27 protein-coding genes, 1 pseudogene and 1 riboswitch are annotated in these 25,798 nt (G+C 61.0%); of the genes and pseudogenes, 20 read left to right on the top strand and 8 right to left on the bottom strand.

Annotated features, from left to right (window positions below):
* The first annotated feature begins 31 nt into the window (after positions 1 to 31).
* Both KJY40_RS09455 and KJY40_RS09460 read left to right on the top strand, forming a co-directional pair.
* Positions 32 to 769 carry a DUF599 domain-containing protein gene (locus KJY40_RS09455; RefSeq protein ID WP_011333121.1) on the top strand — a complete coding sequence of 246 codons (738 nt, stop codon included), beginning with the start codon at positions 32 to 34 and terminating at the stop codon, positions 767 to 769.
* Complete coding sequence (locus tag KJY40_RS09460) at positions 769 to 1,170, top strand: MAPEG family protein (RefSeq protein WP_127797328.1); 402 nt, start codon at positions 769 to 771, stop codon at positions 1,168 to 1,170. The genes KJY40_RS09455 and KJY40_RS09460 overlap by 1 nt, the downstream gene beginning before the upstream one ends.
* Before the next feature lie 77 nt (positions 1,171 to 1,247).
* On the opposite strand, the gene KJY40_RS09465 is transcribed toward KJY40_RS09460, so the two are convergent.
* Positions 1,248 to 1,484 (bottom strand): hypothetical protein, encoded by a 237-nt coding sequence (locus tag KJY40_RS09465; protein ID WP_007959016.1) that lies wholly within the window; start codon positions 1,482 to 1,484, stop codon positions 1,248 to 1,250.
* Between the two features lie 158 nt (positions 1,485 to 1,642).
* On the opposite strand from KJY40_RS09465, the gene KJY40_RS09470 reads away from it, so the two are divergent.
* The 4 genes from KJY40_RS09470 (at position 1,643) to KJY40_RS09485 (ending at position 5,351) form a co-directional block, all read left to right on the top strand.
* Entirely contained in the window at positions 1,643 to 2,119 is a 477-nt protein-coding gene (locus KJY40_RS09470; protein ID WP_134825919.1) for a PaaI family thioesterase, read from the top strand.
* A complete protein-coding gene (locus KJY40_RS09475; protein ID WP_230736351.1) occupies positions 2,116 to 2,568 on the top strand; it encodes a PaaI family thioesterase in 453 nt (150 codons plus the stop codon). Before KJY40_RS09470 ends, KJY40_RS09475 begins: the two co-directional genes overlap by 4 nt.
* Positions 2,569 to 2,649: 81 nt before the next feature.
* The gene (gene htpG / locus KJY40_RS09480; RefSeq protein WP_230736354.1) at positions 2,650 to 4,554 is read left to right on the top strand and encodes a molecular chaperone HtpG; all 1,905 of its coding nucleotides are present in this window, start codon (positions 2,650 to 2,652) and stop codon (positions 4,552 to 4,554) included.
* A 68-nt stretch (positions 4,555 to 4,622) separates the two neighbouring features.
* The gene (locus KJY40_RS09485; protein ID WP_230736356.1) at positions 4,623 to 5,351 is read left to right on the top strand and encodes a dienelactone hydrolase family protein; all 729 of its coding nucleotides are present in this window, start codon (positions 4,623 to 4,625) and stop codon (positions 5,349 to 5,351) included.
* A gap of 42 nt (positions 5,352 to 5,393) precedes the next feature.
* On the opposite strand, the gene KJY40_RS09490 is transcribed toward KJY40_RS09485, so the two are convergent.
* Both KJY40_RS09490 and KJY40_RS09495 read right to left on the bottom strand, forming a co-directional pair.
* On the bottom strand, positions 5,394 to 6,284 hold the full coding sequence (locus KJY40_RS09490) for a pirin family protein (protein WP_230736358.1): 891 nt from the start codon (positions 6,282 to 6,284) through the stop codon (positions 5,394 to 5,396).
* A gap of 61 nt (positions 6,285 to 6,345) precedes the next feature.
* Positions 6,346 to 6,762: an OsmC family protein gene (locus tag KJY40_RS09495; protein ID WP_230736360.1), complete on the bottom strand. Its 417-nt coding sequence runs from the start codon at positions 6,760 to 6,762 to the stop codon at positions 6,346 to 6,348.
* A gap of 128 nt (positions 6,763 to 6,890) precedes the next feature.
* Here KJY40_RS09495 and KJY40_RS09500 point away from each other — a divergent pair, with 128 nt between their 5' ends.
* The 3 genes and pseudogenes from KJY40_RS09500 to KJY40_RS29885 all read left to right on the top strand — a co-directional run bounded on the left by KJY40_RS09500 (position 6,891) and on the right by KJY40_RS29885 (position 9,702).
* Positions 6,891 to 7,946, top strand: coding sequence for an amidohydrolase family protein (locus KJY40_RS09500; RefSeq protein ID WP_230736362.1), 1,056 nt, complete (start codon positions 6,891 to 6,893; stop codon positions 7,944 to 7,946).
* A 193-nt stretch (positions 7,947 to 8,139) separates the two neighbouring features.
* Positions 8,140 to 8,556: pseudogene (locus tag KJY40_RS29880) on the top strand (MCP four helix bundle domain-containing protein); the annotation flags it as partial.
* 102 nt (positions 8,557 to 8,658) lie between these two features.
* On the top strand, positions 8,659 to 9,702 hold the full coding sequence (locus KJY40_RS29885; protein ID WP_431768342.1) for a methyl-accepting chemotaxis protein: 1,044 nt from the start codon (positions 8,659 to 8,661) through the stop codon (positions 9,700 to 9,702).
* Between the two features lie 61 nt (positions 9,703 to 9,763).
* On the opposite strand, the gene KJY40_RS09510 is transcribed toward KJY40_RS29885, so the two are convergent.
* Genes KJY40_RS09510 through purM form a run of 3 tightly spaced genes read right to left on the bottom strand, consistent with a single transcriptional unit; the run spans position 9,764 to position 12,194 of the window.
* Positions 9,764 to 10,477 carry a DUF3108 domain-containing protein gene (locus tag KJY40_RS09510; RefSeq protein WP_007950391.1) on the bottom strand — a complete coding sequence of 238 codons (714 nt, stop codon included), beginning with the start codon at positions 10,475 to 10,477 and terminating at the stop codon, positions 9,764 to 9,766.
* An 8-nt stretch (positions 10,478 to 10,485) separates the two neighbouring features.
* Positions 10,486 to 11,136: a phosphoribosylglycinamide formyltransferase gene (purN, locus tag KJY40_RS09515; protein ID WP_085608847.1), complete on the bottom strand. Its 651-nt coding sequence runs from the start codon at positions 11,134 to 11,136 to the stop codon at positions 10,486 to 10,488.
* The gene (purM, locus tag KJY40_RS09520; protein ID WP_007950393.1) at positions 11,136 to 12,194 is read right to left on the bottom strand and encodes a phosphoribosylformylglycinamidine cyclo-ligase; all 1,059 of its coding nucleotides are present in this window, start codon (positions 12,192 to 12,194) and stop codon (positions 11,136 to 11,138) included. The genes purN and purM overlap by 1 nt, the downstream gene beginning before the upstream one ends.
* A 375-nt stretch (positions 12,195 to 12,569) precedes the next feature.
* Between purM and KJY40_RS09525 the strand changes: the two genes are divergently transcribed.
* The 5 genes from KJY40_RS09525 (at position 12,570) to KJY40_RS09545 (ending at position 17,242) form a co-directional block, all read left to right on the top strand.
* Positions 12,570 to 13,628, top strand: a complete 1,059-nt coding sequence (locus tag KJY40_RS09525) for a DUF2066 domain-containing protein (RefSeq protein ID WP_230736365.1) — start codon at positions 12,570 to 12,572, stop codon at positions 13,626 to 13,628.
* Positions 13,629 to 13,663: 35 nt separating this feature from the next.
* Entirely contained in the window at positions 13,664 to 14,737 is a 1,074-nt protein-coding gene (locus tag KJY40_RS09530) for an AI-2E family transporter (RefSeq protein ID WP_007950395.1), read from the top strand.
* Positions 14,738 to 14,947: 210 nt separating this feature from the next.
* Positions 14,948 to 15,652 carry a DnaA regulatory inactivator Hda gene (gene hda, locus KJY40_RS09535; protein ID WP_007950396.1) on the top strand — a complete coding sequence of 235 codons (705 nt, stop codon included), beginning with the start codon at positions 14,948 to 14,950 and terminating at the stop codon, positions 15,650 to 15,652.
* A gap of 214 nt (positions 15,653 to 15,866) precedes the next feature.
* Positions 15,867 to 16,487, top strand: a complete 621-nt coding sequence (locus tag KJY40_RS09540) for a C40 family peptidase (protein WP_007950397.1) — start codon at positions 15,867 to 15,869, stop codon at positions 16,485 to 16,487.
* 218 nt (positions 16,488 to 16,705) lie between these two features.
* Entirely contained in the window at positions 16,706 to 17,242 is a 537-nt protein-coding gene (locus tag KJY40_RS09545; protein ID WP_230736367.1) for a C40 family peptidase, read from the top strand.
* Between the two features lie 65 nt (positions 17,243 to 17,307).
* On the opposite strand, the gene KJY40_RS09550 is transcribed toward KJY40_RS09545, so the two are convergent.
* Positions 17,308 to 18,621: a PQQ-dependent sugar dehydrogenase gene (locus KJY40_RS09550; RefSeq protein WP_230736369.1), complete on the bottom strand. Its 1,314-nt coding sequence runs from the start codon at positions 18,619 to 18,621 to the stop codon at positions 17,308 to 17,310.
* A 65-nt stretch (positions 18,622 to 18,686) separates the two neighbouring features.
* Positions 18,687 to 19,271: a hypothetical protein gene (locus tag KJY40_RS09555; RefSeq protein ID WP_230736371.1), complete on the bottom strand. Its 585-nt coding sequence runs from the start codon at positions 19,269 to 19,271 to the stop codon at positions 18,687 to 18,689.
* A 166-nt stretch (positions 19,272 to 19,437) separates the two neighbouring features.
* Positions 19,438 to 19,663: riboswitch (cobalamin riboswitch) on the top strand.
* Positions 19,664 to 19,744: 81 nt separating this feature from the next.
* Between KJY40_RS09555 and cobO the strand changes: the two genes are divergently transcribed.
* Genes cobO through KJY40_RS09585 form a run of 6 tightly spaced genes read left to right on the top strand, consistent with a single transcriptional unit; the run spans position 19,745 to position 25,702 of the window.
* Positions 19,745 to 20,356 carry a cob(I)yrinic acid a,c-diamide adenosyltransferase gene (gene cobO, locus KJY40_RS09560; protein ID WP_007950401.1) on the top strand — a complete coding sequence of 204 codons (612 nt, stop codon included), beginning with the start codon at positions 19,745 to 19,747 and terminating at the stop codon, positions 20,354 to 20,356.
* Positions 20,353 to 21,648 carry a cobyrinate a,c-diamide synthase gene (locus KJY40_RS09565; protein ID WP_230736373.1) on the top strand — a complete coding sequence of 432 codons (1,296 nt, stop codon included), beginning with the start codon at positions 20,353 to 20,355 and terminating at the stop codon, positions 21,646 to 21,648. Before cobO ends, KJY40_RS09565 begins: the two co-directional genes overlap by 4 nt.
* Entirely contained in the window at positions 21,645 to 22,295 is a 651-nt protein-coding gene (gene bluB / locus KJY40_RS09570) for a 5,6-dimethylbenzimidazole synthase (protein WP_085747066.1), read from the top strand. The genes KJY40_RS09565 and bluB overlap by 4 nt, the downstream gene beginning before the upstream one ends.
* Complete coding sequence (cbiB, locus tag KJY40_RS09575; RefSeq protein WP_085682929.1) at positions 22,292 to 23,200, top strand: adenosylcobinamide-phosphate synthase CbiB; 909 nt, start codon at positions 22,292 to 22,294, stop codon at positions 23,198 to 23,200. Before bluB ends, cbiB begins: the two co-directional genes overlap by 4 nt.
* Positions 23,193 to 24,203, top strand: coding sequence for a threonine-phosphate decarboxylase CobD (gene cobD / locus KJY40_RS09580; protein ID WP_230736374.1), 1,011 nt, complete (start codon positions 23,193 to 23,195; stop codon positions 24,201 to 24,203). Before cbiB ends, cobD begins: the two co-directional genes overlap by 8 nt.
* Positions 24,200 to 25,702 (top strand): cobyric acid synthase, encoded by a 1,503-nt coding sequence (locus KJY40_RS09585; protein ID WP_230736376.1) that lies wholly within the window; start codon positions 24,200 to 24,202, stop codon positions 25,700 to 25,702. Before cobD ends, KJY40_RS09585 begins: the two co-directional genes overlap by 4 nt.
* Positions 25,703 to 25,798 lie beyond the last annotated feature (96 nt).

Below are 25,798 nucleotides of genomic sequence, written 5' to 3' on the forward strand. Positions count from 1 at the left end.
GGGAGCCGAAATCTTCATCACAGGGAATTGCATGTCGTTCATCCAAGCCAACCTGATCCATCTGCTGGCCGCGCTCTGGTTCGTCATCTGCTGGGGCGGTTATACCCGTTATGCCACCTGGAAGGGCCGTGACACCGCGTGCCTGGCCAGCGTGCTGCACCTGTACCGCGAAGACTGGATGCGCCGCATGTTGCTGCGTGACAACCGTATTGCCGACGCCAGCGTGATCGGCAACCTTGAGCGCAACGCCTCGTTCTTTGCCTCCAGCACGCTGATTATCCTGGCGGGCATCCTGACCGTGCTCGGCGCATCCGAGCGCGCGGTGTCGCTGCTGGCGGACATCCCGATGGTGCAACAGGCCTCCCAGGGCATGTCGGAGATCAAGTTGCTGTGTCTGGCGCTGGTTTTCGTCTATGCCTTCTTCACCTTCAGTTGGTGCATGCGCCAGTACAACTTTGCCGCCATTCTGGTCGGCTCGGCCCCGATGATCGGTGAGCGGCAAGTCTCGGAGCAGGAGCGCAAGGCGTTCGCCTCGCGGGCGGCACGGGTGATTTCGATGGCGGCCAACCAGTTCAACTTCGGTCTGCGTTCCTATTACTTCGGCATGAGCATGCTGGCGTGGTTCGTCAGTCCGTGGCTGTTCATGTTGATGAGTGCCGGCGTGGTGCTGGTGTTGTATCGCCGGGAGTTTCATTCCGACGTGCTCGATGTAATGGTCTATACCCCTACAGAGGCGCCATTGCCCGAAGCGAACAAAGAGGCTGCTTGATGAGTATTCCGTTCTGGTGTGTGTTTATCAGTGCATTGTTGATCTACGTGGCGCGTATGCCGGTCGGCAAGGCCATGAAAGAGCAGGGCGGTTACAACAACCACCTGCCGCGTCAGCAGCAGGCGCAACTCACCGGTTACGGAGCCCGGGCGCTGGCGGCACATCAGAACAGCATCGAAGCGTTCATCCTGTTTGCCGTTGGCGTGTTGATGGCGCATACCACGCAGACGGCGGGATGGCTGATCGATACATTGGCGATCATCTTCGTGATCTCACGGATTTTCTATTTGTGGTTTTACCTGGCGGATATTCCTACGCTGCGCAGTCTGGTCTGGCTGGTCGGCTTAGTGTGTTCATTGTTGCTGATGATTAGTCCGACTTTTAGAACTGTTTTGCTCTAAGACGGCATGGGCAAAAAATCACAGACAAAAGAAAACCCGCACTTGGCGGGTTTTCTTTTGAGTTGTCGAGAAGCGGCTTATTGCTTCTTGGCAGCTTCTTCTTGCGCTGCAGCGTTCGATTCGGCCTGAGCTTTGGCAGCTTCGGCGTTTTCTTTCGCTGCGTCGTTCACCTTATCCTGAGCTTTGTTCATGTCTTGCTGAGCTTGTTCAGCATGTTGGTTGGCATCTTGAGCTTTGTCCTCGGATTTTTTATCGCAGGCAGCGAGACCGAGGGAAGCGGTCAACATCAAGGCAATAGCTAAAGTCTTACGCATGGGGTGTTTCTCCTTATGGAAAATAACTACTGGCCTTAAGAGCTCAGGCCCACGGCTTAAGTTCCTCATTTCTTTCAGATATATAAGTTTGTTTTGCAATGGAACTTTTGCTGTTCTTTCCACTACTGGGAATGGCGACTAACAAGAGTAATTATCAAATGGCCGAAAACCCCGTTTTTGAGCGTGCGACACGGTTTCTCTCGGCCTTGCGCCACTGTCAGGTGCTGGGATTGAAGGTGCATAGCGCAAGTAGCGAAGGTCTGACGGTGGTGCTGCCGTACAGTGCGCAAATCGTTGGTAACCCGCTGACCGGCGTGGTTCATGGCGGGGCGATCACGTCGCTGATGGACACCGCGTGCGGCATGTCGACCCTGTGTGTCCTGCCGGAATTCGAAGTCTGCCCGACCCTCGATCTGCGCATCGACTACATGCACGCCGCCGAGCCGCATAAAGACGTGTATGGCTTCGCCCAATGTTATCGAGTCACCACCGATGTGATCTTCGCTCGCGGCTTCGCCTATCAGGATGATCCCGAGCAACCGATTGCCCATGTCGTCGGCACCTTCATGCGCATGGGCAAGGGACTTAAAGGCACCAAAGGCTTTGGTGGTGCGATCAAGGGAGAAAACCCATGAGCGATGATTTCAAGCCGCAACTGCAAGAGGCGCACGAGAAGGGGGACTACGCGCCGCTGCTGAAACTGATCCCCTACGCCGGACTCATCGGCGTCGAGTGTTCGCGGGTCGGTGATGACTTGCTGTTCAAGTTGCCGGCAAACAAGGACAACATTGGTAACCCTTTGTTGCCAGCGATCCACGGCGGGGTGATTGCCGGGTTCATGGAGCTTTCCGCCGCCCTGCACCTGCTGATTTTCACCGGCGCGCCGGGTGTGCCGAAGATTATCGATTTCTCCCTCGATTACCTGCGGGCCGGGCAGTTTCGCGACACCTGGGCCCGGTGTCAGGTCTGCCGTCAGGGCCGGCGGGTGGCCAACGTCGCGGTCACGGCCTGGCAAAGCACCGAAAGCGAACCGATTGCCACCGCCCGCGCGCACTTCAAAATCGATGAGCCCTTGAAATCCTGAGGCACGCCCCCAACTCACAGAACAACCCGCCGCCGACCAGCAAGGTCGCGGCCAATGCCATCTGATTGGAGTTTGATGACCATGAGTGTGGAAACTCAAAAGGAAACCCTGGGCTTCCAGACCGAGGTGAAGCAACTGCTGCACCTCATGATCCATTCGCTGTATTCCAACAAGGAAATCTTCCTTCGCGAATTGATCTCGAACGCCTCCGACGCCGTCGACAAATTGCGCTTCGAAGCCCTGGCCAAGCCTGAGTTGCTCGAAGGTGGCGCTGAAATGAGAATCCGTGTGAGCTTCGACAAGGACGCCAAGACCGTCACCCTCGAAGACAACGGCATCGGCATGAACCGTGACGATGTGATCGCCCACCTGGGGACCATCGCCAAATCCGGCACCGCCGATTTCATGAAAAACCTGTCCGGCGATCAGAAGAAGGATTCGCACCTGATCGGTCAGTTCGGTGTGGGTTTCTACTCCGCATTCATCGTTGCCGACCAGGTTGACGTGTACAGCCGTCGCGCCGGCACCGCTGCCAGCGAAGGCGTGCACTGGTCGTCGAAAGGCGAGGGCGAATTCGAAGTCGCCACCATCGACAAGCCAGAGCGCGGCACCCGCATCGTCCTGCACCTGAAATCCGGTGAAGACGAGTTCGCCGATGGCTGGCGTCTGCGCAACATCATCAAGAAGTACTCCGACCACATCGCGCTGCCGATCGAGCTGCCGAAAGAAGTGGCCGCTGCCGAAGGCGAAGAGCAGCCTGCGCAAGAATGGGAAACCGTCAACCGCGCCAGCGCCCTGTGGACCCGTCCTCGCACCGAAGTGAAGGACGAGGAATACCAGGAGTTCTACAAGCACATCGCCCACGACTTCGAAAACCCGCTGTCGTGGAGCCACAACAAGGTTGAAGGCAAGCTCGAGTACAGCTCGCTGCTGTACGTGCCGGCCCGCGCACCGTTCGATCTGTACCAGCGTGAAGCGCCAAAAGGCCTGAAGCTGTACGTACAGCGCGTGTTCGTGATGGATCAGGCCGAGTCCTTCCTGCCGCTGTACCTGCGCTTCATCAAGGGCGTGGTCGACTCCAACGACCTGTCGCTGAACGTGTCGCGGGAAATCCTGCAGAAAGACCCGATCATCGACTCGATGAAGTCGGCGCTGACCAAGCGTGTTCTGGACATGCTGGAAAAACTGGCGAAAAACGAGCCTGAGCAATACAAGGGTTTCTGGAAAAACTTCGGTCAGGTCATGAAAGAAGGCCCGGCAGAAGATTTCGCCAACAAGGAAAAAATTGCCGGTCTGCTGCGTTTCGCATCGACCAATGGCACCGATGGCGAGCAGATCGTCGGTCTGGCCGAGTACCTGGCACGCGCCAAGGAAGGTCAGGACAAGATCTACTACCTCACCGGCGAAACCTACGCGCAGGTCAAGAACAGCCCGCACCTGGAAGTCTTCCGCAAGAAAGGCATCGAAGTGCTGCTGCTGACCGACCGCATCGACGAGTGGCTGATGAGCTACCTCAGCGAGTTCGACGGCAAGAGCTTTGTCGACGTCGCGCGCGGTGACCTGGATCTGGGCAACCTGGACTCGGAAGAGGACAAGAAGGCTGCAGAAGAAGTCGCCAAGTCGAAAGAAGGTCTGGTCGAGCGTCTGAAAACCGCGCTGGGCGATTCCGTTGCCGAAGTCCGTGTATCCCATCGCCTGACCGATTCGCCGGCTATTCTGGCCATCGGCGAGCAGGACCTGGGGCTGCAAATGCGTCAGATCCTCGAAGCCAGCGGGCAGAAGGTGCCGGATTCGAAGCCGATCTTCGAATTCAACCCGGGCCACCCGCTGATCGCGAAGCTCGACAACGAAACCAGCGAAGAGCGTTTTGGCGACCTGTCGCACATCCTCTTCGACCAGGCCGCGCTGGCGGCTGGCGACAGCTTGAAAGACCCGGCCGCTTACGTGAGCCGCCTGAACAAGTTGCTGGTCGAGCTGTCCGCTTGATCAAACTGTAGAAAAACCCGCTTCGGCGGGTTTTTTCATTCTGGTGTTCAACCAATCAGGAGTCAGAAATGAGCCAGGTCACTGTACGTTCCGTGGTCTATCAGATTGACGGCCAGCCTTATGAAGCTCGCCTGGCGTTCGATGCCGAGCACAAAGGCGCGCGTCCGGGTCTGTTGATGGCGCCGAACTGGATGGGTGTCAGCGCTGGCGCTGAAGAGATCGCCAAATCGGTGGCGGCCAAGGGGTATGTGGTGCTGATCGCTGACGTGTATGGCCAGGCCGTGCGTCCGCAGAATGCCGATCAGGCCGGTGCGGCGATGATGCCGCTGAAGAATGACCGCGCGCTGCTGCGCAAGCGTATGCAGGCCGCGTTCGAACAATTGCAGAAGCAGGGCGAGGCAGCGGTCGATACCTCGAAACTGGCGGTGTTCGGTTTCTGCTTCGGCGGTTGCTGTGCGCTGGATCTGGCCCGCACTGGCGCTGCGGTGAAAGCGGCGGTGTCGTTCCACGGCACGCTGGACTCGCCGAACCCGGCGGACGCGAAGAACATCAAGGGCTCGGTGCTGGTGTTGCACGGTGCTTCCGATCCGCTGGTGCCGAAAGAACAGTTGCCGGCATTCGAGGACGAGATGAACGCCGCCGGTGTGGACTGGCAATTGCTGAGCTACGGCGGCGCGGTGCACTCGTTCACCGATCCGCACGCCAATGTGCCGGGCAAGATGATGTACGACGCGAAGACCGCAGCGCGGGCCTTCAAGTCGATGCATGATTTGCTGGAAGAAGTGTTCAAGGGCTGAATCGGCTGAACACACTCCCACGCCTGGCGTGGGAGTGTTGCTTTACAGCGGTGTCGGTTCGCTGCGCGATTTAGGCAGCTCGATCCGCTCGACTTCCCCCGGCACCGTCGGCCAGTCCCCGGCCGCCCACTTGCGCCGCGCCTCATCGATCGCCGCCGGATCGCTCGCGACAAAATTCCAGTTGATCCGCCGTGGCCCATCCAGTGGCGCACCACCGAACAACACCGCGTGGCTGTCGCTTTCGGCAAACAGGCTCATTTCTTCCCCGGCCGGCAACACCACCAGCGCATGGGGTTCGATCGCTTCGCCGTTCAACTGCAAATCACCACTCAACACGTACAGCGCCCGCTCTTCATGCTCGGTCGGGATCAGCAGCGTGGTCGCGGTTTGCATCTTCAGTTCGGCGTAGAGCGTAGGAGAAAGCACTGGCACCGGTGATTCCAGGCAAAAGCCTGACCCGGCGATCATGCGGATCTGCACGCCGAGGTTATCGCTGACCGGCAAGGTCGCGGCCGGGTGGTGACTGTAATGCCCCGGGCCTTGTTCGTGATTCTTGGGTGAGGCGAGCCAGATTTGCAGGCCGTGCATCTTGAAGCTTTGTTCCCATAGCGGTTCAGGCGTGCGTTCGACGTGAGCGATCGCCGTGCCGGCCGTCATCCAGCTGACATCGCCGGCGCTGACCACCTGATCAGAACCCAGGCTGTCCTTGTGCTGGATCTGTCCTTCGAACAAATACGTGAGGGTCGACAGACCGATGTGCGGGTGCTGTCGGATGTTCATGCCTTTGCCCGCCGGATAAACCGTTTCGAGCATGTGGTCGAAAAACACGAAAGGCCCGACGCTGCGGCATTTGGCTGACGGCAGCGGGCGCAGAATCGGCTGGCCTTCAACGTCTTCGGCGCGCGGGCGGATGATCAGGGGTTGGGTGTCCATGTTCCATTCCAGGCTTGGCGGGTAATGCGTGGAGCATAACCCGCCGGTGTCGTCGGGGTGATTACTGGCTGTCGAAGCCGATTGGCGCGTGGGTTTCGATGGTGACTTCGCTGGTGGTCATCAGCTTGTGGATCGGGCAGCGGTCGGCAACGCGCAGCAGTTCTTCGCGCTGGGCATCGGTGAGCACACCCTTGAGGGTGAGGGTCACGTGCAGGGCGTATTTGCCTTTCTGTTCCTGGCTGTTGTCGCGTTTGACCTCAACGCCGACGCCGGTCAGCGGGATGTCCTTTTTCTTCGCGTACAGCTTCAGGGTCAGAGCCTTGCAGGCGCCGAGGGCGGCGTCGAAGTAATCGTGCGGCTCCGGAGCCGAGCCTTCGCCGCCGGCAGTCGTCGGGACGTCGGCAAACAGTTCATGCTCATCGATCTGTACGGTATGGCGAAAACCTTCGGCGGACACGGTATTGACGGTAACGGTCATGTGAACCTCGCAAGCTGTAGGAAAAGGGATTCGATCAAAAAAGACCTTGCAGGTATAGAGCATTCCCACACAGGCGCGTTCCACTTTCTTGCCGGGTGAACCCTCGTTGCCCGGCGAGGGTCTAGGCTATGCCTGTCTGCCGGAGATTGCTTGTGTCCGTGTTTCGTTTGAGTCTTGCCTGCCTGATGGTTTTTACCGGCGCCGCCAGTGCCCGGGATTACACCTACAGTGACGCGCACCTGCATTACGTGGATTTTTTCCAGGAAACCGCCGGCATGCCGAAATTGCTGACGGCCATGAAGGAAAACGCCATCGAGCACGTGATGATTTCCGGCATCCCTGTGGCGAAGAAATGGCACGAAGACGAGCCGAAGCGCCCGCGTTATTACGCTGGCGACGATGCCGATGCCTATTGGTACAGCGCGACTGATGTGATCGTTGCCGACGCGGTGCAGAAACTCGCACCGGAGCAGCGCCAATACTTCCACCCGTTTCTTTCAGGCTTCAACCCCAACGACAAGAACTCCGCCGCGCACATCCAGCGCATGCTCGATCTGTATCCCGGCTTGTGGCAGGGCATCGGCGAGGTCTTCACCCGTCACGACGACCTCACCGCGCTGACCTCCGGCGACACTCCACGCGCCAACAACGAAGCCATGACCCGCATCTATCATCTGGCCGCCGAAAACGATCTGCCGGTGATGCTGCATTCCAACATCACCTCCAAGCGTGAGAAGAATCCGCTGTACCTGAAGGAAATCGAAGAGCCGCTGCGTAATCATCCGCACACCCGGTTCATATGGGCCCATGCCGGCACCAGTGCCGAAATTCATCGTCATCAGACGCAACTGGATTTTCTGCTGCCGACCCTGGCGCGAATGCTGGAGGCGTACCCGAACCTGTTCATTGATCTGTCGTGGAGCCTGCTGACGCCTTATCTGCTGGACGAAAAGGGCCAGCCGCGAGCCGAGTGGGTGCAACTGGTGGAGCGCTATCCGGATCGCTTCATGATCGGTTCGGACGTGGTCGGGCGATTCAACAAACTCGGCAAGGAAATCCACAGCTTCAGTCCGTTTCTCGATGCCTTGCCCGAGGTAGTGGCAAAAAAAGTCGCACGGGACAACTTCCTGGCGATCTTGCCGCGAACAGCGCTCAAGTCCGGCAAACCCGCGCTGAATCGATAATGCGATAGGTTCGAAGTATTGAGGCCTTTTGATATCACGTTTTGGTCTTACGCAATTTTCCAAAGGGCCGATACCTTCTAGAGCAACCAGCTGCAGGGTTGATGCAGCGCTTTTGGAAGGAACCAGAGCAATGAGTATCCGTAGTCTCAATATTGCGCCTCGGGCCGGGCTGGGTTTTGGCGTGCTGGCGCTGATGGTGTTTGCCCTTGGGGCGTTTGCCCTGCTGCAGATGTCGAACATGCGCGCGCAGTCCGACGAGGTCGACAACAACTGGCTGCCCAGCGTGATGGCGGTGGGCGAGATGAGCCAGGACATGCTGCGCCTGCGCGCGCTGACCATGCGCCTGTTGCTCAATCGTGATCCGCAGGCGCTGGATCAGAATGTGGCCAAGCTCAATGATTTGCGCGGTGTGCTGAGCGAAGCCCTGCAACGTTACGACATTCTGATCGTATTGCCCGAAGAGCGCGCGCTGTTCGACCGCTTCAAGGTCGCCGAACACAAATACCTGGAGCTTCAGGCGCAGGTGATGACGTTATCTGCTCAGGGACGAGTGGAGGAGGCGGCCGCCATTCTCAACGGGCAGATGAGCCCGTTGGCGGATGAGATTGCAGTGAGCCTGCGTGAACTGGTCGAGCTGAACAAGCACAACGCCAACCTCGCCACTGAGGCGGCACGGCTGGTGTTCACCAATTCGCGGGTCTGGGTCGGGGTGATGATCGGCATCACCGCGCTGATTACCATCGCCCTGGCGTTGTTGTTGACCCGCAGCATCGTGCTGCCGCTGTCGCAATCGCTCAATGTGGCGGAAGTGGTGGCCGGCGGCGATCTGACCGGGGATATCAGCATTTCCGGCAAGGACGAACCGGCGCGGCTGCTGCACGCGCTCAAGAGCATGCAGCACAACCTGCGGGACACCATTCGCCGGATCTCGGAGTCGTCCAGTCAACTGGCCTCGGCCTCGGAGGAGTTGAGCTGTGTCACTGAAGACGCAACGCGAGGGCTGCACCAGCAGAGTCTGGAAATCGAACAGGCGGCCACGGCGGTCAATCAGATGACCGCCGCCGTGGAAGAGGTGGCGAGCAATGCTGTCGCGACTTCCGAGGCTTCCCGTGAGTCTGATCGCATTGCCCAGCATGGCCGCGAGCAGGTGCAGCAGACCGTGTCGTCCATCGAACTGCTGGCGGACGATGTCACCGCCAATGCCACGCAGGTGGAGGACCTGGCGCAGAAGGTCTACAGCATCAGCAAAGTGCTGGATGTGATCCGCTCGATTGCCGAACAGACCAATCTACTGGCGTTGAACGCGGCGATCGAGGCCGCGCGGGCGGGGGATGCCGGGCGGGGTTTTGCGGTGGTGGCGGATGAAGTGCGGGCGCTGGCCCATCGCACTCAGCAGTCGACGCAGGAGATCGAACAGATGATCGGCGGCATCCAGCAGGGCACCGATTCGGCGGTCAGCTCGATGCAGCAGAGCAACGTCCGGGCGCGCTCGACCCTGGAGCTGGCGAAGGCGGCTGGCGTGGCGTTGGAGGAAATTGCTTCGGCGTTCACCTTGATCAACGAGCGCAACCTGGTGATCGCCAGTGCGTCGGAAGAGCAGGCGGCCGTGGCGCGGGAAGTTGATCGCAACCTGATGAACATCCGTGACTTGGCGATGCAGACGTCTGCCGGGGCCAATCAGACCAGCGCTGCGAGTCAGGAGCTGTCGCGGCTGGCGGTGGACCTGAACAGCATGGTGGCCAAGTTTTCGGTTTGATCAGCTTTCGGCAGGCGAAAAAAAGCCCCGCGTTTGCGGGGCTTTTTGATTTTGCGTCGGATCAGCTGCCTTTGACCGTCTTGCCGTTGACCGTGCCGTCGAGGAGCATGATGTTGTACTCCTTGCCGTCGGTTTCGACCTGTTGCAGGCGAACCAGCAGGTAATCCCAGTCCTTGGCGAACCACAGGACGGTAATGCGCTTGCTTTGTGTCGGATCGCGGACGCGCTCGACCTTGATCGCATCGATCTGGCCGGCCTTGGTTTCGACTTTCTCCGAACCCAGCACGCGGAAGTCGTAGGTATCGACTTCGCCATCATCGACTACCTGATAGCTCATGCTTTTCTTGCCGGCGGCCACGTCATGCTGCAGCGCCAGTTGATAGGTGGATTTGTCGACCATGCCGCGGTTGAGCGGGATTTTCACCGCGTCGCCGCGATCGGTGCCGGTCACCAGCTTGTTGGCCCAGTCGAAGTCCAGGTCAGCCTTTTTCGCCTTGCCCAGACCACCGCGTTCGAAGTGGTAGGACTGTGGCAGCAGGGTGTCCTTGTCCAGGGTCAGGGTGCTTTCCTCGGACAGGCTGGCAATCATCATCGAAGCCTTGAAGCTGAGCTTCCAGACGCCGTTGGCCTGTTTGGTCAGGCTGCGTTCGGCAGTGCCGCTCATGGGCAACTGCTTCCAGTCGGCGGTGTAGCTGGCGGAGAACGGTTGAAGGTCTGCCGCCTGGGCAAAAGGCAGGGCGAGCAGAGCGCAAGCGAAGAGCAGGGCGCGACGCATAAAATCTCCTAGTTTCGAATCAAGTGACCGCTGGCCCCGAGTAACTGGCCATCCAGTAACGCACCTTGCTCGCCGAGGCTCAGCCGTCCTTCGGCGAACCAGCGTACGGCCATCGGGTAGATCAGGTGTTCCTGAACGTGAACCCGTTGCGCCAGACTTTGCGGCGAATCGTGCAACTCTACCGGTATTACTGCCTGTACGACCAGTGGTCCGCCATCGAGTTCCTCGGTGACGAAGTGCACGGAGCAGCCGTGTTCGGCGTCGCCGGCTTCCAGCGCGCGCTGATGCGTGTGCAACCCTTTGTATTTGGGTAGCAGCGACGGGTGGATGTTGAGCAGGCGACCCTGGTAATGACGGACGAAGTCAGCGCTGAGAATGCGCATGAAGCCGGCCAGTACCACGAGTTTGGGGTTGAATTCGTCGATCAGTTCGATCAGGGCGGTATCGAAGGCCTCGCGGCCCTCGAATCCCTTGTGATCCAGCGAGCGGGTGGCGATACCCGCGTCACTGGCGCGTTGCAGGCCGTAGGCGTCGGCGCGGTTGGAAATCACCGCAGCGATGCGGACCGGGCTGTCGCCGGTCCGCGTGCTGTCGATCAGGGCCTGCAAGTTACTGCCGGTGCCGGACAACAGCACCACGACATCACAGGTCTGGGACATCAGTGAGCCTTGAGGTTCTTCAGTTCGACCTGGGCCGCGCCTTCGGCAGCGACAGCGATCTGACCGATGACCCAAGGCTGCTCGCCGGCGTCACGCAGGGTGTTCAGGGCAACTTCAACGTGCTCCTGAGCCACGCAGATCACCATGCCCACGCCGCAGTTCAGCACGCGGTGCATCTCGGTTTCGTCGACGTTGCCTTTCTCTTGCAGCCAGTCGAAGACGGCCGGGCGGTTCCAGCTGGCCACGTCAACCACGGCCTGAGCGCCTTTTGGCAGAACGCGCGGGATGTTGTCGAGCAGGCCGCCACCGGTGATGTGGGCCATGGCCTTGACGGCGCCGGTGTCCTTGATCAGCTTGAGCAGCGGCTTCACGTAGATGCGGGTCGGGGCCATCAGCAGTTCGGTCAGTGGCTTGCCGTCGAGCTGAACGGTTTCGATGTCGGCACCGGACACTTCGATGATCTTGCGGATCAGCGAGTAGCCGTTGGAGTGCGGGCCGGACGATGGCAGGGCGATCAGGGCGTCACCGGTGGCGACTTTCGAGCCGTCGATGATTTCGGCTTTTTCCACGACGCCGACGCAGAAACCGGCCAGGTCGTAGTCTTCGCCTTCGTACATGCCAGGCATTTCAGCGGTTTCGCCGCCAACCAGCGAGCAGCCAGCCAGTTCGCAGCCTGCACCGATGCCGGTGACCACGGTGGCCGCTACGTCGACGTTCAGCTTGCCGGTGGCGTAGTAGTCGAGGAAGAACAGCGGCTCTGCGCCACACACCACCAGATCGTTGACGCACATGGCGACCAGGTCCTGGCCGATGCTGTCGTGCTTGTTCAGGTTCAGCGCCAGGCGCAGCTTGGTGCCGACGCCGTCAGTACCGGAAACCAGCACCGGCTGCTTGTAACCGGCCGGGATCTCGCAGAGGGCGCCGAAACCGCCCAGGCCGCCCATGACTTCCGGGCGCGCAGTGCGCTTGGCGACGCTCTTGATGCGTTCGACCAATGCTTCACCGGCGTCGATGTCTACACCGGCGTCCTTGTAGCTCAGGGAGGGTTGCTTGCTCATGATCCAGGCCTTTAGGGGAGGGGATTCAGGGGTAACGACCGAGTTCAGCGGGAACGCCGAATCCGACAGGGGCGATTGCCTCACGCGAAGTTCGGGGTGCCCGGCTGTTGCCGGTCTGCGAAGGCGCGCGATTTTATCAGGCTTGAGGGGCAGCGGCCATCCTCACGCCGACGGGCAGGGGCATATCGGTGGAAAAATTTTGCAATTGACGCTGTGGGCGACATCACGGGTGCCTGTATAAGGAACCGTCTATCGTTAGGACTGTGCAAAAACTTACCGACCGCGTGTGAATGTTTTGCGATGGCCTGTGGTCACAGGCTTGCCACAACGGTACACGCGGCCTGTTCCAGCCGCTCTTGTCGACGGGAATTTTCCATGCGTTTTTGTAAATGGCTGTTAGTGGGTGGCTTGTCTCTGATCAGCCTGGCGAGCCAGGCCGAAAATCTCAAAGGTCTTTATCAGGTCCGCGAACCGGTCACTGGCCAGTCGCCAGAGGAGCGCGATCGCGCGACCCAGGCTGCGCTGGATACCTTGGTGTTGCGCCTGACCGGTGACCCGAAAGCCCCGCAGAACCCGGGGCTGGCGCCGGTTCGCAAGGATCCGCAGCAGATCATCAGTCAGTTCGGTTTCGATGCCGGGCCGCCGGAAGTGCTGAAAGTCGATTTCGATCCGGGAACCACCGAGCAGGCGTTGCGCCGCGCCGGGCTGGCGCTGTGGGGTGCCAACCGACCCTCGATCCTGAGTTGGTGGCTGAATGATTCGACCGAGGGTTCGAGTCTGGTGGGCGACGGTCAGGCCAGTGCCGCACCGTTGCGCCGCGCCGCCCAGCACCGTGGTTTGCCTTTGCGCTTGCCACTGGCGGACTTGAGCGAGCAATTGGTCGCCACGGCGCCGGCGCTTGAGGGTGCCGACCCGGCGGCGTTGCGCAACGCTTCCGAACGCTACAACGCTGACGCCTTGCTCGCCGTGCATGCTCGCGAAGAAAGCGGGCAATGGCAGGCCAAATGGCAATTGTGGCTGGGCGACAAGAAAGAGGCGGGCAACGTGCAGGGCGCGGATCAGGCCGCTGTGGCCGATGCGGTGATGCTGGCGGTCACTGAACGCCTGGCGCCACGTTTTGTGGCCAAGCCCGGCGCGTCCGGCCAGCAGACCCTGGAAGTGCAGGGCATGAACCTGGAGCACTACGCGGCGCTGCTGCGGTTACTCGAACCGTTTGGCGTGCGTCTGCAGAGTGTCGATGCCGATCGCATCCTGTATCGGGTCAGCGGCAGTGCCGATCAGTTACGGGCGCAATTGTCGCTGGCGAAGTTGCAGGAGCTGCCGGCCGAGGCGCCGGCTCCGGTCGCTGCACCTCAGCCTGCGGTCGCCGGGGCGCCGCCAGTCGTTGCGCCGACGCCGACACCAGCAGCGCCGTCCTTGCGGTTCCGCTGGTAGGTTTTCTTTCTTATATATAAGCAATGGAGTGTTACATGGCCGATACGCGGCGTTGGTTCTGGCTCGGTGGGGTGCTCCTGCTTTGCGCGTTTGTCTGGTTGCTGCATCCGATCCTCACGCCATTTCTGGTGGCGCTGCTGCTCGCCTATCTGTTCGATCCGCTCGTCGATCGGCTGGAGCGCCTGGGGTTGTCCCGCACTTGGGGTGTGATCACGGTGTTCGCCTTGTTCACCTTGATCGTCACCGCGTTGTTGCTGGTGCTGGTGCCGATGCTCGCCAAACAATTGCTGCGGCTGTATGAACTGGCGCCGCAAATGCTCGACTGGTTGCAGCACACCGCCGTGCCATGGGCGCAATCGAAGCTGGGGCTGTCGGACGGCTTCTGGAAGTTCGACAAGGTCAAGGCCGCGATCAGCGAACACATGGGCCAGACCACTGACATCGTCGGTGTGGTGCTGAGTCAGGCGACGGCTTCGAGCCTGGCGCTGATCGGCTGGCTGGCGAATCTGGTGCTGATCCCGGTGGTGAGCTTTTACCTGCTGCGCGACTGGGACGTGATGATGGCCAAGATCCGTGGCCTGTTGCCCCGTGATCGCGAGGAGCGCGTGGTGGCGCTGGCGGGTGAGTGTCATGAAGTGCTGGGCGCGTTCGTGCGCGGGCAGTTGCTGGTGATGCTGGCGCTGGGCGTGATCTATGCGGCCGGCTTGATGATTGTCGGTCTGGAACTGGGTCTGTTGATCGGTCTGATCGCAGGGCTGGCGGCGATTGTGCCGTACATGGGGTTCGTGATCGGCATCGGTGCGGCGTTGATTGCCGGGTTGTTCCAGTTCGGTGGCGATCTGTATCCGATGATCGGGATCGTCGCGGTGTTCATGGTCGGTCAGGCGCTGGAAGGCATGGTGCTGACGCCCTTGCTGGTGGGCGACCGGATCGGTCTGCACCCGGTGGCGGTGATCTTCGCGATTCTGGCCGGTGGCGAGCTGTTCGGTTTCACCGGTGTGCTGCTGGCATTGCCGGTGGCGGCGGTGATCATGGTGCTGGTGCGACACGTCCACGATCTGTACAAGGATTCCGACATCTATAGCGGGGTGGATGAGCCGGAGTTGTAATCGTGACGCGCGGGCTGCCCGGTGGATCGCCGGGTTGGCTCGTCTCATGCAGGCCATGGCGCCAAAGAAACTGTCATAAAACCAGCACGTTAACGCAAACCTTTGATTTTGCTTGGGGTCTGTCGCATTGTGCGCTCCGCTTCACGGGTATAAACTTCGCTCACTTTACACAGAGGCCACTAACGGTTCCTTGGGAACTGTTCAGTCAGCATGAAACCGATTCAGCTGCCCCTAGGTGTGCGTCTGCGTGACGACGCCACCTTCATCAACTACTACCCAGGCGCCAATGCCGCTGCACTCGGCTATGTCGAGCGTCTATGCGAAGCCGACGCCGGCTGGACCGAAAGCCTGATCTATCTGTGGGGCAAGCACGGGGTAGGGCGTACGCATCTGTTGCAGGCCGCGTGCCTGCGCTTCGAGCAGATGGGTGAACCGGCGGTGTACCTGCCGCTGGCCGAGTTGATGGATCGCGGCATCGAAATTCTCGACAACCTCGAACAGTACGAACTGGTCTGCCTGGATGACTTGCAGGTGATTGCCGGCAAGGCGGACTGGGAAGAGGCGATGTTTCACCTGTTCAACCGTCTGCGTGACAGCGGTCGCCGCTTGCTGATCGCCGCTTCGACCTCGCCGCGTGAACTGCCGATCAAACTCGCCGACCTGAAATCGCGCCTGACCCTGGCGCTGATCTTCCAGATGCGTCCTCTCTCCGATGAAGACAAATTGCGTGCCCTGCAATTGCGCGCATCCCGTCGCGGTCTGCACCTGACCGATGAAGTCGGGCATTTTATTTTGACTCGCGGTACCCGCAGCATGAGCGCGCTTTTTGACCTGCTGGAGCAGCTCGATCAGGCCTCTTTGCAGGCTCAGCGCAAGCTGACCATCCCCTTCCTGAAAGAAACCCTGGGCTGGTAAAACCGGGGCTTTCAGCGGATTTCGGCATATTTCAGGCGCCAGAAAACCCGCTTTCCTGTGGGTTGCACAGGCTGCGTCTCGATTCAAATAGGCTTAAGCGCTTAGATGTTAACGAGAAACCGGGAAGTCACAAAAAGATCGATTGAATTTGCAAATGAGGCTGATAGCGGGCATAGTCTCGACTTCTTTACAACTATCAGCCACGGTCGTGCCCATGCTAAAGCGCTTCGCACCCCTCGTGCCTCTCGCACTCGTCACCCTGTTGTTCGGTTGCGCTGCTCATTCACCTGTTAATCAAGAGCAGCAACAACAGGCTAAAAATTCTGCCACCGCCCAGTCTTCCGTTATTTACCAGGAAGAGCTGGACACCGAAAAAGAACTCGCCGACTTCAACGGCAAGAAACCTTACCAGCTTCCAGTTCTGGCCGACAGCATCCTCGAACGCGGGATGTCCCTGATCGGTACCCGTTACCGTTTCGGCGGTACCTCTGAAGCCGGTTTCGACTGCAGCGGTTTCATCGGCTATCTGTTCCGCGAAGAGGCCGGCATGAACCTGCCGCGCTCCACCCGCGAAATGATCAACGTTGATGCGCCGCTGGTTTCGCGCAGCAACCTCGAGCCGGGCGACCTGCTGTTCTTCGCCACCAATGGTCGTCGCGGTCGTGTCAGCCACGCCGGGATCTACCTGGGCGACAACCAGTTCATCCATTCCAGCTCTCGTCGCAGCGGCGGTGTTCGCATCGACAGCCTGGGCGACAGCTACTGGAGCAAGACCTTCATCGAAGCCAAACGTGCTTTGGCGAACGCTCCAACCGTGGTTACCGCTCGCAAGTAATCACGCTTTTGTCGCCACGCTCGTGGCGACAAGCGGTCCTTCAGGGGCAATAGACTTAAACTTTACAAGGTGAAGTTAAAGTCTTACTTGAAGTTTGCCGCGTAGCCGCTAGAATCCTGATCTAGTTTGATGGCAAACCGCCTGCGTCTTAACGCAGGCGGTTTTGTTTTCTGTCGAATCGGCAGTCAAAGCCTCAGCCAGATCAGGATGTTCTGCATATGACGATGTCGGCCCGCTTTGCCTTGATGTTCTTCGCAGCGCTGCTCAGTGGCTGCGCCAGTCGCACTCCGCCGCCTGCGCCGGTGGTTCGCGCTCCGATCGTGTTCGGAACCTCCCAGGCCTTTTCACCCGCTGCCGAAGACGTGCTGTTCCGTGCACTCGGTCTGGTGGGCACGCCTTATCGCTGGGGCGGCAATACGCCGGATTCGGGCTTCGATTGCAGCGGCCTGATCGGTTTTGTCTACCGCGATGCCGCTGGCATCAGTCTGCCGCGTTCGACCCGCGAGATGATCGTCATGCAGGCGCCGAACGTCGGCAAGGAAGGGCTGCAAACCGGCGACCTGATCTTCTTCGCCACCAATGGCGGCTCACAGGTCAGCCATGCGGGGATCTATGTCGGGGAAGGGCGCTTCGTTCATGCGCCCGCCACCGGCGGCACGGTGAAGCTGGACAGCCTCTCGAAAGCGTATTGGCAGAAGGCTTATCTGAGCGCCAAGCGCGTTCTGCAGCCGGAGCACCTGGCGCATAACCCTTAACTCAGATACATAAAAAAACCGTGGGAGCTGAATGGCTCCCACGGTTTTTTTATGCTTGCAACACACTAGCGGGTCGCTGAAACCCGCCAAATCTTGTTCCCCACGTCATCCGCCACCAGCAATCCACCTTGCTGGTCGATCACCACGCCGACCGGGCGACCCAAAGCGTTCTCGTCCTTGTCGAGAAAACCGGTCAGCACATCCACTGGCGTTCCGCTCGGCTTGCCAGCGGCGAACGGTACGAATATCACCTTATAGCCACTGTGCGGCTTGCGGTTCCACGAGCCGTGCTGGCCGATGAATGCGCCTTCCTTGAACTGCGCCGGCAGGCGATTGCCTTCGGCGAAGGTCAGGCCCAGTGATGCGGTGTGCGGGCCGACGGCGTAGTCGGGAGCGATGGCCTTGGCCACCATGTCCGGCCGCTGTGGTTCCACGCGCACGTCGATGTGTTGGCCGTAGTAGCTGAACGGCCAGCCATAGAAGCCACCGTCCTTGACCGACGTGATGTAGTCCGGCACCAGATCGCTGCCGATTTCGTCGCGCTCGTTCACGGCAGTCCACAGCGCACCGCTTTGCGGCTCCCAGGCCAGGCCGTTGGGGTTGCGGATGCCCGAAGCGAAGATCCGGTGGTTGCCAGTGGCGCGATCCACTTCCCAGATTGCCGCACGGCCTTCTTCCTGGTCGAGGCCGTTTTCGCCGACGTTGCTGTTCGAGCCAACGGTGACGTACAGCTTGCTGCCGTCCTTGCTGGCGATGACGTTCTTGGTCCAGTGATGATTGAGCGTGCCGCCCGGCAGGTCCACGATCTTGATCGGCTGGCTCTTGATTTCGGTCGCGCCGGGCTCGTAGTTGAAGCGCAGCAGGCGATCGGTATCGGCCACGTACAGATCGTTGCCGACCAGGGTCATGCCGAACGGCGAGTTAAGGTTTTGCAGGAACACCGTGCGGGTTTCGGCCACGCCATCATGATCTGCATCGCGCAGCAGGGTGATGCGGTTCGGGCTGGGGACGCCGGCACCCGCGCGGCCCATGACTTTCTTCATCACCCAGCCACGAATGCCCTTGCCATCGTCGGGCTTGGGCGGAGCGTTGGTTTCCGCCACCAGTACATCGCCGTTGGGCAGCACATACAGCCAGCGCGGGTGATCGAGGTTCTCGGCAAAAGCTGCCACCTGCGTACCTGCCACTGCCGTCGGTTTCGCGCCGGCCGGCCAGCCGATGGCCGGGGCGATGTTCACCGTCGGGATCAGGGTCTTGTTCGGTTCAGGCAATTTGGGTGACGGGCCGGTGCCGTCGGAGACTTGCAGGCTGGAGGATTCACCACAGGCGGCGAGCCCTCCGGCGAGCACGATGACGAAAACGAGCTGGGGCTTGTGCATTGCTGATCTTCCCTATGAATGCATTCCTGATCATAGAGAGGCGCACAAGCCCGATGGTTCAACCCTTAGCCGCGAGCTTCCTTGAACAGCACGGCAATGCCGGGGTGATAGTTGCCGGCTTCGCTGCGCAATTTGCGGTAAGCGTAGGGGAAGTACCAGGCGACGGCGCAGGTGTGTTCCTTTTGCAGGTCGTCGACCATGTCCTGCAGTTCTTCAGGGCTGGCGCTATGCTGGGCTTTCTGTGGGGCGACGAACAGGCAGCCGAGTTTCAGGTCGCTGGCGTAGCTGATGCGCTTGGCGTCGCTGGTGATATCCGTCAGGGCCTGCGTCAGATTCAGGCTGGTGACGCGTGGCCAGCGTTGGGTGGCCTGAATGAAGGCGCGGTCCTCGGCGCCAGCGATAAACAGGTCGGCGCGGGCATTGCGCTCGCCTTCCTCGTTCTGTTTGCGGGTGGCGGTGTCGCGCAGGGTGACCAGTTCGGCCATCCACGCAGCGGCCGACAGCAGGCCTAAGTTGGCTTTTTCGTCGTGCCAGTAGGGTGTGTCGTTGTCGCCGCGCACGGCGTTGTAGCGGTCGATACAGTCAAACCATCGTTCCAGCACCGGGCGCAGGAATTCCAGCCGCGGATTGCTGATGATCATGCCTTGCATGGTGCTCTCCCTTGTTATTGTGATGTGCTCTCTGCAGTCAAAAAGCATGGCTCTTTGATATCACTGCTGACAGTGTGGCACAAGATTGGCGTCAGTTAATTGATCGGCGGCAGTTATTCGCCGCACAAGCCCCTCTTCAATTGACGCTCCACCCCCAACCCTCTAACCTTCGCGGCTTGTTTCAGGTGCTCTGTGGCGCATGTCGACAGAGTGAAACAGGGAAGCCGGTGAGGCGGGTCTTCAAGCGAAGAACCCTCACGATCCCGGCGCTGCCCCCGCAACGGTAAATGAGTGAAAGCTGCGTCTGATGCCACTGCTTGAAAGCGGGAAGGCGCGCAGCCAGGCCAAGGCCGCTCATGAGCCCGGAGACCGGCCTGATCCATCCAGCGGCATCACGGTGGGCGATGCCAGGCTTGTTGCCGTCTATTCTTGTGCCTGCCCGCCGTTATCCAGCCTCAACGGAGAGCTCCCCCATGACTGATTCCCCCGAACGCGACGAGCGCCATCTGGCGCGCATGCAGCGCAAAAAAGCCGTCATCGACGAACGTATCGCCAATTCGCCAGACGAATGCGGGCTGGTGCTGGTGCTGACCGGCAACGGCAAAGGCAAAAGCAGCTCGGCATTCGGTATGCTCGCCCGCGCCATGGGTCACGGCATGCAGTGCGGCGTGGTGCAATTCATCAAGGGCCGCAACAGCACCGGCGAAGAACTGTTCTTCCGCCGCTTCCCCGAGCAAGTGCGTTTTCATGTGATGGGCGAGGGCTTCACCTGGGAAACCCAGGACCGCCAGCGCGACATCGCCGCCGCCGAAGCGGCCTGGGAAGTCTCCCGCGAACTGCTGCGCGATCCATCGATCGGTCTGGTGGTGCTCGATGAACTGAACATCGCCCTCAAGCACGGTTACCTCGATCTGGATCAGGTGCTCAGCGATCTGCAGGCCCGTCCGCCGATGCAGCATGTGATCGTCACCGGTCGCGCCGCCAAGCCGGAAATGATCGAGATGGGCGACACCGTCACCGAAATGGGCATGATCAAGCACGCCTTCCAGGCCGGTATCAAAGCGCAGAAAGGCGTCGAACTTTGAATCAACCACGTCACTGCCCGGCGGTACTGATCGCCGCGCCGGCTTCCGGTCAGGGCAAGACCACCGTCACCGCTGCGCTGGCCCGTTTGCATCGCAATCAGGGGCGCAAAGTCCGTGTGTTCAAATGCGGCCCGGACTTTCTCGACCCGATGATTCTCGAGCGCGCCAGCGGTGCGCCGGTCTATCAACTGGACATGTGGATGGTCGGCGAGCAGGAAAGTCGTCGCCTGTTGTGGGAAGCCGCCGCTGAAGCCGATCTGATCCTGATCGAAGGCGTGATGGGCCTGTTCGACGGCACGCCGTCGAGCGCCGATCTGGCGCGGCATTTCGGTGTGCCGGTGCTCGGCGTGATCGACGGCACGGCCATGGCGCAGACCTTTGGCGCACTGGCGCTGGGACTGGCGCGCTATCAGCCAGATCTGCCGTTCGCCGGCGTGCTGGCCAACCGTGTCGGCACCGTGCGCCATGCGCAATTGCTCGAAGGCAGCCTCACCGAAGGCCTGCGCTGGTACGGCGCATTGTCCCGGGAAACCGGGATCGAACTGCCGAGCCGCCATCTCGGTCTGGTGCAGGCCAGCGAGCTCAATGATCTCGACGTGCGCCTCGACGCCGCCGCCGAAGCGCTGGCCGGCACTTGCGAGGTAGCGCTGCCACCGGCTGTGGAATTCGCCGCGCCTGAAATCATTGAGACCGAAAAGCTGCTCGAAGGCGTGCGAATTGCCGTCGCCCGCGACGAAGCCTTCGCTTTTACCTACGGCGCCAGTCTCGATCTGTTGCGGGCGATGGGCGCCGAGTTGAGTTTCTTCTCGCCGATTCGCGATACGCAATTGCCAGAGGCCGACAGCTTGTACCTGCCCGGCGGCTATCCGGAATTGCACCACGTTGCCTTGTCGCAGAACGCCGACATGCTCAAAGCGATCCGCGCACATCACGCGGCCGGCAAACCGCTGCTCGCCGAATGTGGCGGCATGCTCTATCTGCTCGACTCGCTGACCGATGTCGAAGGCACCCGCGCTGATTTGGTCGGCCTGTTGGGTGGCGACGCCGTGATGCAAAAGCGTCTCGCCGCGCTGGCGCTGCAAGAGGTCGACCTGCCGGAAGGCCTGTTGCGCGGCCACACCTATCACCACTCCCTGACCACCACCGAACTGACGCCGATTGCCCGTGGCCACAGCCCCAACGGCGGGCGCGGCGCGGAAGCGGTGTACCGGGAAGGGCGGATGACCGCCTCGTACGTGCATTTTTACTTTCCGTCGAATCCGTCGGCGATTGCCGCACTGTTGGTGCCATGACCGACAACGCCTTCACTGACGCCGAGCGCGAAGCGGTCTACCGCGCCATCGCCGAACGCCGCGACATGCGCCACTTCAGCGGCGGCACGGTCGAGCCTGAACTGTTGCGCCGATTGCTTGAAGCCGCGCATCAGGCACCGAGTGTCGGCCTGATGCAGCCGTGGCGCTTCATCCGTATCAGCGACCGCGCCTTGCGTGGCCAGATCCAGAACCTGGTTGAAGAAGAACGTGTGCGCACCGCTGAAGCCCTCGGCGAGCGCAGTGACGAGTTCATGAAGCTCAAGGTCGAAGGCATCAACGACTGCGCCGAAGTGTTGGTCGCAGCCTTGATGGACGATCGCGAGCGGCATATTTTCGGTCGTCGCACGCTGCCGGAAATGGACATGGCGTCGTTGTCCTGCGCGATCCAGAACCTGTGGCTCGCCGCGCGTGCCGAAGGTCTGGGCATGGGTTGGGTCTCGCTGTTCGAACCGCAGGCGCTGGCCGATCTGCTGAAACTGCCGGCCGGGGCCAAGCCGCTGGCGGTGCTTTGCCTGGGGCCGGTCAAGGAATTCTATCCGGCGCCGATGCTGGTACTCGAAGGGTGGGCGCAGGCGCGTCCGCTCAATGAGCTGCTGTATGAAAATTTTTGGGGAGTGAGTCAATGAGTGTGGCGTTGTTGAGTGTCGCCGCGGTTGCGCTGGATGCGCTGCTGGGTGAACCGAAACGCTGGCATCCGCTGGTGGCGTTCGGCAATTTCGCCGGGCGCATCGAGCAACGTTTCAATAGCGCTGGTCGCGGCTGGCGCAGCCATGGCGTTACCGCGTGGGTGATCGCGGTGTTGCCGCTGACCCTGCTGGCCACGGCGTTTTCCTGGGCGCCTTACGTGGGCTGGATTGTCGAGATTCTTGCGCTGTATTGCGCCCTCGGCATGCGCAGCCTGGGTGAGCACGTCGAGCCGGTGGCCAAGGCCTTGCGCGCCGATGATCTGGAAGAGGCGCGCAAGCGTGTGGGTTATCTGGTCAGTCGTCAGACCGATGAGCTGGACAGCACCGCCGTCGCCCGCGCCGCCACCGAATCGGTACTGGAAAACGGCAGCGATGCGGTGTTCGCCGCGCTGTTCTGGTTTGCCGTGGCCGGTGCGCCGGGCGTGGTGCTCTATCGCTTGAGCAATACGCTCGATGCAATGTGGGGCTATCGCAACGAACGCTTCGAGCGATTCGGCTGGGCGGCGGCAAAAATCGACGACGTCCTCAACTACATTCCTGCGCGGCTGGTGGCGTTGACCTACGCGCTGCTCGGCAAAACCCGACTCGCGTTGAAATGCTGGCGCACCCAGGCGCCGAAATGGGACAGCCCGAACGCCGGTCCGGTGATGGCCGCTGGCGCGGGTGCGCTGGGTGTCGAACTGGGTGGGCCGGCGATTTACCACGGCGAGCTGCACGAGCGTCCGCAACTGGGCGAGGGCGCGCCGGCGGATGCCGATTCCATTGATCGTGGCTGGCAATTGGTCCAGCGCGGGGTATGGTTATGGCTGCTGATTCTCTGCGTGGGGGCTGAATTCTATGCTTGAGCACGGTGGCCGGTTGCGCAGGGCGGCGCTCGAATACGGCATCGCGGAAGAAGACTGGCTTGACCTGTCCACGGGGCTTGCGCCGTGGCCGTTTCCGGTCCCGGAGATTCCGCTGCGGGCGTGGGCGCGGTTGCCGGAAAACGATGACGGTCTGGAGCAGGCCGCCTGCGATTACTACGGCGCCAGCCAGGTGCTGCCGGTAGCCGGTTCGCAGATGGCCATTCAACTGCTGCCGCGATTGCGCCGGGCCGGCAAGGTCGGCGTGCTGTCGCCGTGTTATGCCGAGCATGCCGAAGCCTGGCGACGTAGTGGTTACATCGTCCGCGAAGTGCTGGAGCAGGAAGTCGACTTCTTTCTCGACAGCCTCGACGTGTTGGTGGTGGTCAATCCGAACAATCCCACGGGCCTGAACCTGACCCCGGCGCGGTTGCTCGACTGGCATGCGCGGTTGGCCCAGCGCGGCGGCTGGCTGGTGGTTGACGAAGCGTTCATGGACAACACCCCGCAGCTGAGCCTCGCCCCGCATGCGCATCAAGTGGGTTTGATCGTGCTGCGTTCGTTCGGCAAGTTTTTCGGGCTGGCCGGTGTGCGGCTGGGGTTTGTGCTGGCCGAGCGCAAGTTGCTCCGGTTGCTGGCCGAGCAGGTCGGACCCTGGGCGGTCAGCGGACCGACCCGAGTACTGGGGCAGGCCTGTCTGCGCGACACCGAAGGCCATACCCGCCAGCGGATCCGCAGCGACGAGGCCAGCGAACGATTGGCTGCGCTGCTTGAGCGCCATGGCTTCAAACCGCAGGGCGGCTGCGCGCTGTTTCAGTGGCTGATCACCGAACAGGCCGCCGCGCTGCACGAATTCATGGCTCGTCGCGGCATTCTCCTGCGCCTCTTCGCGCACAACAGCAGCCTGCGATTCGGGCTGCCCGCCGATGCCGCCGACGAGGCGCGCCTTGAGCAAGCCCTGCAAGCATTTGCCAAGGACTGCGCTATGGAAAACAAACCAGCATGACCACTTTAATGGTGCAGGGCACCACCTCCGACGCCGGCAAAAGTACGCTAGTGACGGCGCTCTGTCGCTGGGCAACCCGTCAGGGCGTTGCCGTGGTGCCGTTCAAACCGCAGAACATGGCGCTCAACAGCGCGGTGACTGCCGACGGCGGCGAGATCGGCCGCGCGCAAGCGGTGCAGGCCCAGGCGGCGTTTCTCGAGCCGCACACCGACATGAACCCGGTGCTGCTCAAACCCAACAGCGACACCGGCGCCCAGGTCATCATTCATGGCCGCGCGGTCACCAGCATGAACGCCGTCGCCTATCACGACTACAAAGCCATCGCCATGCAGGCGGTGCTCGCCTCCCATGAGCGCTTGAGCGCCGCGTATCCGCTGGTGATGGTCGAAGGCGCGGGTTCGCCGGCAGAGATCAATCTGCGCGCCGGCGATATCGCCAACATGGGCTTCGCCGAAGCGGTGGATTGCCCGGTGCTGTTGATCGCCGATATCAATCGTGGCGGCGTGTTTGCCCATCTGGTGGGCACGCTGGAACTGCTGTCACCGAGCGAACAGGCGCGAGTCAAAGGCTTCATCATCAACCGCTTTCGCGGCGACATCGCCTTGCTGCAACCGGGTCTCGACTGGCTGGAACAGCGCACCGGCAAACCGGTGGTGGGCGTGCTGCCGTACGTGATGGACCTGCATCTGGAGGCCGAGGACGGCATCGACCAGCGCCAGACCGACAAAGCTGAGCAAGTCCTGAAAGTGGTGGTGCCGGTGCTGCCGCGCATCAGCAACCACACCGATTTCGATCCGCTGCGCCTGCATCCGCAGGTGGATCTGCAATTCATCGGGCCTGGGCAAGCGATTCCACCGGCCGATCTGATCATTCTTCCGGGCTCGAAAAGCGTGCGCAGTGACCTGGCGTATCTGCGCGCCAATGGTTGGGAGTCGGCCATCCGCCGTCACCTGCGTTACGGCGGCAAGTTGCTCGGGATCTGCGGCGGTCTGCAAATGCTCGGTGAGCAAGTGCATGATCCGCTGGGCCTTGAGGGCGCGCCGGGTTCCAGCGCCGGTCTGGGCCTGCTGGCGTTTGAAACGCAGCTCGAAGCCGAGAAACAGTTGCGCAATGTGCGCGGGCGTCTGGCGCTGGAAGATGCCGAGGTCAGCGGTTATGAAATTCATGCCGGCGTGACCACGGGAGCGGCGCTGGAAAATGCTGCCGTGCATCTGGACGACGGTCGCTGCGACGGCGCGCAAAGTCTCGACGGGCAGATTTTCGGCACCTACCTGCATGGCCTGTTCGAATCGCCGGCGGCCAGTGTGGCGCTGTTGCGCTGGGCCGGTCTCAACGATGTACAGGAGGTGGATTACCACGGCCTGCGCGAACGCGATATCGAGCGGCTGGCGGATTTGGTGGAGAAGCATCTCGATACCGATCTGTTGGGTGAACTCTGTGGCATCCAGGCCGGATGTGATGGCCTCTTCGCGGGCAAGCCCGCTCCCACAGGGTGCTGAGGTGTACTCAAATGCCATGCTTGGCCTAAATCCATTGTGGGAGCGGGCTTGCCCGCGAAGAGGTCAGTTGTTTCAACGAATTTTTTTCAGGATGCC

Source organism: Pseudomonas fitomaticsae (genome assembly GCF_021018765.1).
GTDB classification, from domain to species: Bacteria; Pseudomonadota; Gammaproteobacteria; order Pseudomonadales; family Pseudomonadaceae; genus Aquipseudomonas; species Aquipseudomonas fitomaticsae.